This is a genomic window from Anaerosporobacter sp. (assembly GCF_031551385.1).
In the GTDB taxonomy this organism is placed as follows: domain Bacteria; phylum Bacillota; class Clostridia; order Lachnospirales; family Lachnospiraceae; genus Anaerosporobacter.
Genome location: NZ_JAVBNS010000141.1, coordinates 25,878 through 37,395 on the forward strand (window position 1 = coordinate 25,878; position 11,518 = coordinate 37,395).

Here is an 11,518-nt window from a genome sequence, read left to right on the forward strand (position 1 = left end):
ACGATTCTCTTTACTGATTTCTTTACCATTACGCAGTAAAATAACAGCATCAAACAAAAGGAGGTAGAACCAATGGAGTATGTTCTGAAAGTAAAAGATTTGAAAAAAGTCTATGGACATTATAATGTTCTGAACGGGCTCTCTATGAGTATTCCGAAAGGAGCAATCTATGGTTTTGTTGGTAAAAATGGTGCTGGTAAAACGACATTAATTCGTCTTATTTGTGGTTTGCAGGAACCGACAGCGGGGGAATATTCCCTTTACGACATTAGTAATCAAAAAAAGGAAATCGCTAAAAGCCGTAGGAGAATGGGAGCAGTAGTGGAAACACCATCTGTCTATCTTGATATGACAGCAGAGGATAATCTGAAAGTGCAATATCGGATTCTTGGGCTTCCGTCTTTTGATGGGCTTGCTGAATTATTGAAACTAGTTGGACTTGAAAATACAGGAAAGAAAAAGGCAAAGGATTTTTCTCTTGGTATGCGTCAGAGATTGGGAATTGCAGTTGCACTAGCTGGCGATCCAGATTTTCTTGTATTAGATGAACCTACAAATGGTCTTGATCCACAAGGAATTGTAGAGATGCGTGAGCTTATCTTGAAGCTCAATCGTGAATATAACATAACTGTTTTGATTTCAAGCCATATTCTTGATGAACTTGCCCGTCTTGCAACGCATTTTGGATTTATAGACAATGGGCAACTCGTGAAAGAAATCTGTGCAGAGGAATTAGAGGCAGCATGCCGTAAATGTATTCGTTTAACAGTTTCCGATGTGAAAATCCTTTGCCGAACTTTAGATAGAAAGGGACTTGAGTATACTGTTATCTCAGATACAGAAACAGATGTTTATGGAGAGATAAGCGTTACAGAACTTATTCTGGATTTGGCTAAGGATAATTGCGAGGTCAAAACAATGCATGAGCGTGACGAAGGACTGGAAAATTACTATATCAGTCTTGTAGGAGGTGGAAAGAATGAGTAAGCTTTTAAGTGCTAATTTTACAAGATTAAGGAAAAACAGACTATTTTGGAGTGTACTGATTTTCATGTTCGTAGCTGGAATTATAATAGTTAATGTAGTATCTGTGAAAATTAGAAAATCTGGTGCAGTAGTTTCGCTAGATAATATATTTTTTCAGTATGTACTTCCAATCGGTATTATTATGGCTGTTTTCAGTGGTATTTTTCTTGGAACAGAATATAGTGATGGCACGATTCGTAATAAGCTGATAATTGGTCACTCACGACGTAGTATTTACATTTCAAATTTATTAACAAATATGATAGTTTCCATTTTGCTGTGTATTTCCTATATGGTTGCAGTAGTCATTATTGGAATACCGCTAATTGGATTTTTCACATTAGATATAAAAAATATTTTGCAAATATGTATCGGAACATTTATATTGGCGATGGCTTTTACTTCAATATTTACAATGGTTAGCATGATTTGTAGCAATAAAACGACTGGTGCAGTAACTAGCATTTTGTTTGTGGTTGTTTTGTTATTTGTAGCAATGTATATGAATTCGAGAATTCAGGCTCCTAAATATATAGAAGAGTATGTTATGACAGACTCACTTGGAAATGTACAAACACAAATGGCTCAAAATCCAGACTATATAACAGGTACAAAACGTGCCGTTTATGAATTTTTATTTGACTTTATACCAACAGGGCAAACCATTCAATTCTCAGCTATGACGGCTGTGCACTTATGGGAAATGTCACTGTATTCCTTACTGATAGTGGTAACAACAACATTTGCAGGTGCAATGATATTTAGAAAAAAAGATATAAAATAGTATAATGGTGAAATGGAAGGAGGGGTATCGTGTACGGACTTATTATTTTGTGCGGAATATTGTTAATCGTAGTAGCAGTGCTTGGGATTAAGATTGCTTTAATGAGAAAGTCTGCCTATGAAATCTGCAAAGAATTATCAGATAAGGTGAACAACGACACGAATACCTTGATTTCGATTTCATCACATGATAAGGCGATGTGCCATCTTGCAAATGATATCAATGTGCAGTTAAGAGAGTTGCGAAAAGCAAGACACCGATTTATACAGGGCGATATGGAGATAAAAAATGCAATTACAAATATATCTCACGATTTGCGTACACCACTTACGGCAATCTGTGGCTATTTGGATTTGCTTGATACAGTGGAGAAAAGTGACACAGTATCCCGATACATTGAAATAATTGAAAACAGAACAGAAATGCTAAAACAACTTACGGAAGAGTTGTTCTCATATTCAGTGATTATATCTCAAGAAAATGATGCAGTTATTGAAAATGTAGTTATAAATGGTGTCTTAGAGGAAAGCATAGCTGGCTTTTACGCCGCATTACAGGAGAAGAATATTACTCCCAATATCCATATTACAGAGAAAAAGATTGTGCGAACCCTTAATCGTGCGGCATTATCTCGTGTTTTCGCCAATCTCTTAAATAACGCGATAAAATATAGTGATGGAGATTTAGACATTGAACTGACTGATACAGGAGAACTTATTTTCTCGAATACTGCTTCTGAGTTGAATGAGGTACAAGTGGGCAGATTGTTTGACCGCTTCTATACAGTGGAAGCTTCCAGAAAGTCAACAGGATTAGGCTTGGCGATAGCTAGAAATCTGATTGAACAGATGAATGGAACGATAGTTGCGCGATATGAAGAGGGGAAATTGCGTATTTGTATTTGGTTTGGTGAGAGTTAGTTGGGGCGAGTGGGAAGAAGGTTGATATTCCTTTTGGCTGAATAATATGTGTTATAATTTTACCAGCCGATGATGAGTGAAAAAATGCAATAAGCCAGTAATGACAAGGGTTTGAGAGTGATTTGGTGGTTGTAATATGAAAAGAGGTTAACGGCTGGTAAAAATCGAAGAAAAGCTTGAAAATAAAGGATTTTATGGTATTATAGAAAGTAAGAATGTTGAATTTACTATGGTTGAATAGTAACATGAGATGTATTGAAACTATTGTTGGTATTTCCCACAACATGGACAAGCTAGTTGAATAGTAACATGAGATGTATTGAAACTTTATTTTTGTTGCGTTTGATAAAGCTGTTGCAGTTGAATAGTAACATGAGATGTATTGAAACGGAAATGAGATAAGACAAATAACTGATGTTGGCCAGTTGAATAGTAACATGAGATGTATTGAAACTATCTAAAAATCTTTCTACAAAGTATTTCCCGTTGGTTGAATAGTAACATGAGATGTATTGAAACTTTATTCCGAATAGAGAGAAACTGCAAGAGAGGAGTTGAATAGTAACATGAGATGTATTGAAACGAAGTAGAATAAGATGAAGATGCTGTAGCACCTTCGTTGAATAGTAACATGAGATGTATTGAAACGGACTTACAACTTTTTGTGATGGAATGATGGCATGTTGAATAGTAACATGAGATGTCTTGAAACTTAAAAGACTTTTACGAACAAAAAAACATAATCTGTTGAATAGTAACATGAGATGTATTGAAACTGTGTGTCTTTGTTATCTAGTTTCAAATCTTCGAGTTGAATAGTAACATAAGATGTATTGAAACTAATATTGGTGAGCGTGCAGGAAGTGGAGTTCCAAACATCTTCAATGTATGGGAAGATGAAGCTTGGGTCGAACCGATAATAGAAGAACAGTTTGATCCTGATAGAATAATTTTATTGCTTGAATTTAAGAAAAAACAAGTGACAAAAACAAGCGACGAAAACAAGCGACAAAAGCAAGCGACAAAAGCAAGCGACAAAAACAGTTGAAAACACGGAGAAAATAAGATCATACCTACAGAAAAACGGTAAATGCAAAACAAGCGACATTGCAAATTTTATCGGATTAGGTTCTGCCAGAACAAGGGTGATACTTAAAGAAATGAATGACGTATATGTTGAGGGTGGAAATAATAATAGGCTATATAGATTAAAATAGAAGAAAATCCATAAAGCACTAACTCAAAAACAACAGGTGACAAAGATTAAAATCTCAGTCACCTGTTGTTTTTAGTATATTCGTACTTCCATATTATGAAAACTCTTTCTAGCTTTTCTATCTTCACCTAAAATTCTCTCTATATTCTCTAGGAGAATACCCAATCCATTTCCGAAATGCTTCTGCATAATAGCTTGCACCATTAAAACCTACCGCAAATGCAATTTCCGTAACGGACAAATCACTATTACGCAACAATTCAACACTTTTATTTAGTCTATATATAGTAAGATAGGTATTCGGCGTTTGATTGAGATAAGTTCCGAATAGCCGACAGCACTTGCTTTGTCCGACACTGCCCGAATTCGCAATTTGTGGTAGTGTTATTTTTTCGCTGAAATGTTGTTGTATAAAACCAATCATATCTTTAAGGATAGAAAGGTCATTATTCGGTGCATTTCCAATACTGTTCTGCTTTGGCATGTTTTCAAAAAGCAGTGACCAAATCCAACTAAAGATACTTTGTGTTTTCATAACGGCAGCAGGTGTAGTTCTCTCGGTATAGATTAGATTGATACCTTCAATAATTTGTTCGTGCCACCCGATACTTGGAGTGAGATGCAGATAAGGTAAACTCTGATTTTGAACAGCAGGAATAACAAAATCTCGTTCAATGCTCGGAGAAGAACAAATCATGATTGGATGCAGGAGGATACAGATAAACTCACATTCCTTATGTTGAGAGGAATATCCAAAATGCATTTGACGTGAATTTACAAAGATGCCTTCGCCACTTTTAAAGGAAAATATTTCACCATTGATATTATACTCCATCTCGCCTGACAAAATGGAGATGAATTCGATATCATCATGCCAGTGGCTAGGAGCTTCGTAATTCGGATAGGCGGACAAAAAGGCACGACGAACGTAGATCGGATATTCGGGATAGTCATAATGTACTTTTTCAGAACGGTCGTCTTTCAAATCAATAAATAAGCTCATATATGTAATCATACCTTTCTTGTGGTTCACGAATTGTGCAAGATTGTTATTGTAATTGGTAGTATTATTATAGATATATTTCAAATGGAATAATATAATTATAGTATCGAAAACCGGTTTCGTCAATTGATTGGGAAATGTGTTTAAAAGAAATTACGATATAGGAGACAACGAAAATGCATGAGGAAAGACGACAAGGTATTTACAAATGAAAGATAAGAAGATAGATAAAATATTTTTAGGGAAACTAATGACTCTCGTATTGCCGATAGCATTTCAACAATTTATGCTTGGACTTGTAAGTGCGTCAGATGCATTTATGCTTGGTGGGTTGACGCAAGATGCTTTATCGGCGGTATCACTTGCGAGCCAGATAACATTTGTGCAGAATTTATTTCTTGCGGCAGTAACGATTGGGTTGTCGATGTTTGCAGCGCAGTACTGGGGAAAAGGCGATGTCCTATCTTTTGAGAGAATATTTGGCTATGTAATGAGAATTACTATAATAGTGTCAATTGCTTTTGCGGTAATGGCATTCTGTATTCCAGATATGTTGATGCATATTTTTACATCGGACACAATTTTGATTGAAAATGGAGCAATTTATCTGCGTGCTGTATCCGCATCATATCTTTTGACAGGGATATCCCAAATCTATCTTTGTACGTTAAAAAACAGTGGAAAGGCATTCAAAAGTAGCCTTATTAGTGCGGTTAGTGTTGTGCTAAATATATTTCTAAATGCTATTTTAATCTTTGGTTTATTCGGTGCACCAAGACTTGAAATTGCAGGTGCGGCACTTGCTACGGTAATTGCAAAGATAATAGAAGTGCTGTGGTGTATGATTGAAACAGCGAAAGAAAATCATGTAAAATTACGATGGAACAATTTTATAAAGACGGATAAAAATCAAATTTCAGCATATTGGAAATATACACTTCCGATACTTGGCAATGAGATTGTTTGGGGCGTTGGATTTACAATGTATTCGGTTATTATGGGGCATTTGGGCAGTGATGCAGTTGCCGCCAACTCAATAGCAAATATAGTTAAGAATCTTGTTGCTTGTTTCTGTCTAGGACTTGGAAGCGGTGGCGGAATTATCGTTGGAAATGAACTTGGTGCGGGAAGACTTGATACCGCAAAGGATTATGGTGGAAAGTTATGCAGAATGTCGATTGTATGCGGAATATTTTCAGGGGTATTGCTGTTGGCACTCAGTCCATTGATTCTTTCGGTTAGCAATTTGAGTGAGCAAGCAAATATTTATCTAAAATGGATGCTTGTGATGTGTTCCTATTATCTAATCGGGAAATCAGTAAACAGCACAACAATAGCAGGAATTTTCTGTTCGGGTGGCGACAGTAAATTTGGTTTCCTATGTGATGCCGTGACGATGTGGTGTGTCACTGTTCCACTTGGTCTAATTGCTGCATTTATTCTAAAACAACCTGTGTTGCTAGTATATTTCATTGTAAATATTGATGAAAGCATAAAGCTTCCAGTAGTTTATAAACATTATAAAAAATACAAATGGGTTAGAAACTTAACCACGAAGGAGGAACTATAAAATGAGTATGAAAGAGAAAATGCATACAGGAGAGTTATATTTACCAGGAGATGAAGAAATAATGAAGGAGCAGTTTAAACGACTAGACCGTCTTTATGATTTCAATATGACACGTCCAACGGAATTAGAGAAAAGAGCGGTGATGCTCAAAGAAATGTTTGCTGAAATAGGTGAAGGTTGCTATATAGAACCACCATTCCATGCCAATTTTGGCGGCGGCCACGTACATTTTGGAAAATGTATCTATGCAAATTTTAATTTGACACTAGTAGATGATACGCATATCTATGTTGGTGACTATACGATGTTTGGGCCAAATGTAACAGTAGCAACAGCAGGACATCCGATTTTGCCAGAGTTACGCCAACAAGGGTATCAGTACAATTTCCCTGTTTCTATCGGAAAAAACTGTTGGATTGGAGCTGGCGTTGTGATTGTGCCTGGAATTACGATTGGTGATAACGTGGTTGTTGGAGCAGGAAGCATTGTGACAAAGGACATTCCATCGAATGTAATCGCTGTGGGTAATCCATGCAAGGTATTGCGTGAGCTGAATGAACATGACAAGGAGTATTATTTTAAGGATAGGAAGATTACGTTGTAAGCTGAAGGACGTAGTATTGATTAGATATAAAATAGAGATATCAGAATAGATAGATATGTGATGATTTTACCAGCCGATGATTATTGTAGAATCGTGTTAAGCTAGTAATGACAAGGGTTTGAAGGTGGTTAGGTAGTGATTTATTCAAAGATGGTCAGCGGTTGGTAAATTTGGAAGAAATGCTTGAAAATAAAGGATTTTATGGTATTATAGAAAATAAGAATATTGGATTTACGGTGGTTGAATAGTAACATGAGATGTATTGAAACAATGTAAGTAATATAACCGCCACGGTGGGAGGTAGTGTTGAATAGTAACATGAGATGTATTGAAACAATATGCGACTAGCGCAGGTAGTGCAACAAATGCGTTGAATAGTAACATGAGATGTATTGAAACTATGGTCTATCTTAATATTCTCTATTTCTTGCTTTTCGTTGAATAGTAACATGAGATGTATTGAAACTTTTGTTTAACTGCTTCTAAGCAGATTTCATCGGTGTTGAATAGTAACATAAGATGTACTAAACCTATACTAACCTCACTCAGAAAGGAACTAACCCCATGAATCAACCCATTTACGATACCCAATACGGAAATGTAACCTACATGCAAGAAGATAACGTAGTTCTACTTACATGGAAAAAGAAATGTAGCTTTGATGATTATAGAAATGTCACACTTGCAGCATTAGAAACACTACAAAAACATGAAAACAGTAATTTTGTTGTTGATGCCAGAAATGGATTTGAAGATGAGAAAGAAGATGTAGAATGGGGATTTTCTGTTTTGCTCCCAGCTATGTCGAAAACAGACTGTAAATCGGTTATATTTATAATGGAAGTTGTGAATGAGATAGAAGAAGAGATGGATATGTGGACAAAAGAGTTCAAAAAGTATTTTACTGTGGATAAAGTTACATCTTATAGAGATGCGATAGATAAGTTATAAGTTTAAAAGTAATAGTAAAGGGGACATTTAGATATGACTAGAGAACAAGCATGGAATTTATTAACAGAATATAATCAAGAAGCATTTCACTTAGAACATGCGCAGATTGTAGAAAAGACAATGATGTATTTCGCAGAGAAATTAGGTTATGGTGATGAAAAGGACTTCTGGGGAGTTGTAGGTTTGCTACATGACTTAGATTTTGAGCAATATCCAGAGGAACATTGTATAAAGAGTCAAGAAATCATGCGTGAAAAAGGTGTTGATGAAAGAATTATTCATGCGACAGCAAGTCATGGTTATGGGCTTGGAGTAGATATTGAACCAGAGCATGAGATGGAGAAAGTATTATATGCAATTGATGAACTAACAGGACTTATCGGTGCGGTTGTTATTATGAGACCATCTAAAAGTGTACAGGATTTGGAGTTGAAATCGGTAAAGAAAAAATATAAGAGCAAAGGTTTTGCAGCAGGCTGTTCAAGAGAAGTTATTGAACGTGGCGCAGACATGCTTGGTTGGACACTTGACGACTTGATTGCACAGACGATTGAGGCATTGAGAACATTTCAAGATTAATTAGTAGTCGGAGGTAACAAAGTATGATGATACACCATGTTGCTTTATATGTGAAAGATTTAGAGAGAGAAAGAGAATTTTTTGAAATATATTTTAACGGAGAAGCAGGAGAGAAGTATCATAATCCGAAAAAAGGATTTACGTCATACTTTATATCATTCAAAGATGGCGCAAAACTTGAAATAATGAATGATAATTCAATAGTTACAGAAAATGAAAGTAGTAAGCAGCGGTTAGGCTATGCACATATTGCATTCAGTGTAGGTTCAAAAGAAGCAGTGGATGAGTTGACGATGCGATTGCAGACAGATGGTTTTCGTGTTATCAGTGGACCAAGGACAACAGGAGATGGATATTATGAAAGTTGTGTTTTTGATGGAGAAGGCAATCGTATTGAAATAACGGTATAAGTTTCATTCAAATATAAAAATGGCATTTTAACAATAAAAAAGTTAAAATGCCATTTTCGAGTATAGATTATGTTAGTTCTAAATTAATGATTGATAAAAGTCAACTCTCGCATCGAGTAGATTCCCTTATTTCATCTGAGATGCAAAATGAGCCATTGCTCCTTTAACTTCTTCTACAGCTTCTGGTTTAAGCATTGTCATAAGGGCGTTTTGTGTTTCTGTCAATGTTTCAAAAGTGAAAGTTCCTTCATCCTGTTTCTTGAAGTTGTCTTGCATAAGTGTGCGAACAGCATCTTTGTGCTCATCTTGTACACGGTCAACGATGAAATTGTAAAATTGTTCTTGTCCTGGGTTCATAGTAGTTCTCCTCTTCTCGTTTACTTTTCAATATCCATGTTAGTATGGCATATAAAAAAGGTATTATTCTGTTACTGGTTGCGTAGTGAACAATAATAATATTATTATTCTAAGTTAATCAGTTTTGAAATCGTTATATGCAGATTATCATAGATACCAACCTTTATTGTGTCAGCAAATGAATACGTATCTGTCTTTTCTCCATCTCCCACAAAGTCATATACTAAAACTTGTTGCCGCTCAGGATTAACAATCCAGTATTCTTTTACACCAGCAGTACGGTATTTGAATAGTTTTGTATGATAATCCATTCGTTTACTGTTTGGTGAAACAATCTCGATAATCCAATCAGGCGCACCGTTGCAACCCCTATCATCAAGTTTGTTTTTATCACAGATCACAGAGATATCTGGTTCAACGTAGTTTTTTGTGTCTTCGTTCAAGAATACTGCAAACGGAGCAGAGTAGACCTCGCAAGAACCATTGTTCTTTTTGATATAATCTAGTATTTCTACGGATAACTCCATAGACAATTTCTGATGCAATCTATTCGGTGGTGACATCGCATAGATTTGACCATCAATCAGCTCGGCTCTTTCGCCTTCTGGCAGAGCATAGATATCATCTATTGTATAAATTGCTTTGTTTGGCTGCAGCATGAATAGGACTCCTTTCTAAAAATGCATACTTTTCATTTTAAAAGGCTTTGTCACAACTTATAGTTGATATTTCTCTTTTCTGAGCAGAGCAATTATGCTCAAAACATTTGATAAACTGTTCAAATACTTCTTCTCTATTTTGGGTTGTCTCATAATAGGGAAGGTTATAATTTATGCATTGTTCCTTTATAAACTTGCTCACTTCAACAATTTCTACACACCTTTCACGTAATTCCTCTTCGGGTGTATAAAAAGTATAGTCCTTCTCGGTGTCATAAGTTTTTAGTATAGAAAAACGTTCTTCAGGTGTCATTTCAGAAGGGATAAAGTAGAAAATTTCGCAATTCGCATGATGCAAATATTTCATATAGTCTTCGGGTAGTAATTGATAAACGTCTAAGATCATGCCTGGCTGAAACTCATCATATTCCCCACTATCCATCATAGCTTTAATGAATGGTGCAATTTTAGAACTAATATTGCGAAGCTTTTCCAAGGAAGGCATATCAGCAGAAGTGTTGACACCTAATTCGGGGAAAGCCTTTTCGAGTCCAGCATTAATTGAATCCATGCTAATATGCTGATAGCCGAATTTTTTTGATAGTATATGTGATATTGTACTTTTACCAGCACGAGGTACTCCCGAAATAATAATATTGTTTTTCACAGTCACACCACCTTATATAATACTTAATTATACGCTATAACCCCTTGTAAATCCATCTCTTTTTTCCACTCAATAAACTTTAAATGGGCTGGATTGCGTTGCTGTGAACGTTTTGTGTGAACAGTAAGCTTGTATATACAAGTCAAGATAATAACAAAATAATATACTAAACTTGAACTTAAAGAACAAGGCTCAAACTGGCGGAATTATCCGAAATAAAGAGTAAAATTAAATAAAAGTAAAAATATAAATCAAAAAAACAAATTGACAATTAAGGGAAGATATGAAATAATGTTAAAACATTAGATAAACAAAATTAAATAATTATAAAATAAATATAAAATATAAAGGAAAGTGAGGCAGTACCATGAGACACATTAGAACTATTAAACGAGAAAATTTAATACCTTATAGAAACTACCTTACTTGCATTTTTATAAAGAATAGATTATAGAAAAGTCGTAGTTTAATTATTATTCTACGGCTTATTTTTTAAATTGAAAATCATTCTTGCATGAGCACTTGCTTTGCATACATTTGTTGTATTAGGTAGATATAAGAGATTATTTTATATCTATTTTTTTTATATAAATTTATAATGGCGTTTCCGTAACCTTTCAATATCTCCCTGTACGCACTTAGAAGTTCTTAGGTATGTAGCGTGTTTTGTTTTAGAGAACATTAACGAATGCGCTTTGAAAACATAACAAAGTTTTGCATCATAAACGTATATTACACAAGTATATCAACTAAGTTTAAATGAATAAATATT

The 11,518-nt window shown here is 35.2% G+C and carries 12 protein-coding genes and 2 CRISPR repeat arrays; of the genes, 8 read left to right on the forward strand and 4 right to left on the reverse strand.

What is annotated here, in order from left to right:
- Positions 1–72: 72 nt before the first annotated feature.
- The 3 genes from RMR19_RS11740 to RMR19_RS11750 are packed head-to-tail and all read left to right on the forward strand — an operon-like array spanning position 73 to position 2,730.
- Positions 73–987, forward strand: a complete 915-nt coding sequence (locus tag RMR19_RS11740; RefSeq protein ID WP_310603678.1) for an ATP-binding cassette domain-containing protein — start codon at positions 73–75, stop codon at positions 985–987.
- The gene (locus RMR19_RS11745; protein WP_310603679.1) at positions 980–1,810 is read left to right on the forward strand and encodes an ABC transporter permease subunit; all 831 of its coding nucleotides are present in this window, start codon (positions 980–982) and stop codon (positions 1,808–1,810) included. Before RMR19_RS11740 ends, RMR19_RS11745 begins: the two co-directional genes overlap by 8 nt.
- Positions 1,811–1,836: 26 nt before the next feature.
- Entirely contained in the window at positions 1,837–2,730 is an 894-nt protein-coding gene (locus tag RMR19_RS11750) for a sensor histidine kinase (RefSeq protein WP_310603689.1), read from the forward strand.
- Between the two features lie 232 nt (positions 2,731–2,962).
- Positions 2,963–3,570: direct repeats of the CRISPR family, unit length 30 nt; unit sequence GTTGAATAGTAACATGAGATGTATTGAAAC.
- 500 nt (positions 3,571–4,070) lie between these two features.
- Here the strand turns inward: RMR19_RS11750 and RMR19_RS11755 are convergent.
- On the reverse strand, positions 4,071–4,961 hold the full coding sequence (locus RMR19_RS11755; protein ID WP_310603680.1) for an AraC family transcriptional regulator: 891 nt from the start codon (positions 4,959–4,961) through the stop codon (positions 4,071–4,073).
- A 196-nt stretch (positions 4,962–5,157) separates the two neighbouring features.
- Here RMR19_RS11755 and RMR19_RS11760 point away from each other — a divergent pair, with 196 nt between their 5' ends.
- The 5 genes from RMR19_RS11760 (at position 5,158) to RMR19_RS11780 (ending at position 9,063) form a co-directional block, all read left to right on the forward strand.
- Entirely contained in the window at positions 5,158–6,519 is a 1,362-nt protein-coding gene (locus tag RMR19_RS11760) for an MATE family efflux transporter (protein WP_310603681.1), read from the forward strand.
- A 1-nt stretch (position 6,520) separates the two neighbouring features.
- The gene (locus RMR19_RS11765; RefSeq protein WP_310603682.1) at positions 6,521–7,123 is read left to right on the forward strand and encodes a sugar O-acetyltransferase; all 603 of its coding nucleotides are present in this window, start codon (positions 6,521–6,523) and stop codon (positions 7,121–7,123) included.
- Between the two features lie 239 nt (positions 7,124–7,362).
- A CRISPR array of direct repeats spans positions 7,363–7,654; the repeat unit is 30 nt; unit sequence GTTGAATAGTAACATGAGATGTATTGAAAC.
- 33 nt (positions 7,655–7,687) lie between these two features.
- Complete coding sequence (locus tag RMR19_RS11770) at positions 7,688–8,074, forward strand: hypothetical protein (RefSeq protein ID WP_310603683.1); 387 nt, start codon at positions 7,688–7,690, stop codon at positions 8,072–8,074.
- A gap of 33 nt (positions 8,075–8,107) precedes the next feature.
- Positions 8,108–8,653 carry a hydrolase gene (locus RMR19_RS11775; RefSeq protein ID WP_310603684.1) on the forward strand — a complete coding sequence of 182 codons (546 nt, stop codon included), beginning with the start codon at positions 8,108–8,110 and terminating at the stop codon, positions 8,651–8,653.
- Between the two features lie 23 nt (positions 8,654–8,676).
- A complete protein-coding gene (locus tag RMR19_RS11780; RefSeq protein ID WP_310603685.1) occupies positions 8,677–9,063 on the forward strand; it encodes a VOC family protein in 387 nt (128 codons plus the stop codon).
- 126 nt (positions 9,064–9,189) lie between these two features.
- Here RMR19_RS11780 and RMR19_RS11785 read toward each other — a convergent pair whose 3' ends face one another.
- The 3 genes from RMR19_RS11785 to RMR19_RS11795 form a co-directional block, all read right to left on the reverse strand.
- Positions 9,190–9,420 (reverse strand): hypothetical protein, encoded by a 231-nt coding sequence (locus tag RMR19_RS11785; RefSeq protein WP_310603686.1) that lies wholly within the window; start codon positions 9,418–9,420, stop codon positions 9,190–9,192.
- Between the two features lie 104 nt (positions 9,421–9,524).
- Positions 9,525–10,079 carry a Uma2 family endonuclease gene (locus RMR19_RS11790; protein ID WP_310603687.1) on the reverse strand — a complete coding sequence of 185 codons (555 nt, stop codon included), beginning with the start codon at positions 10,077–10,079 and terminating at the stop codon, positions 9,525–9,527.
- Between the two features lie 37 nt (positions 10,080–10,116).
- Positions 10,117–10,746 carry a hypothetical protein gene (locus RMR19_RS11795; protein ID WP_310603688.1) on the reverse strand — a complete coding sequence of 210 codons (630 nt, stop codon included), beginning with the start codon at positions 10,744–10,746 and terminating at the stop codon, positions 10,117–10,119.
- Positions 10,747–11,518: the final 772 nt, after the last annotated feature.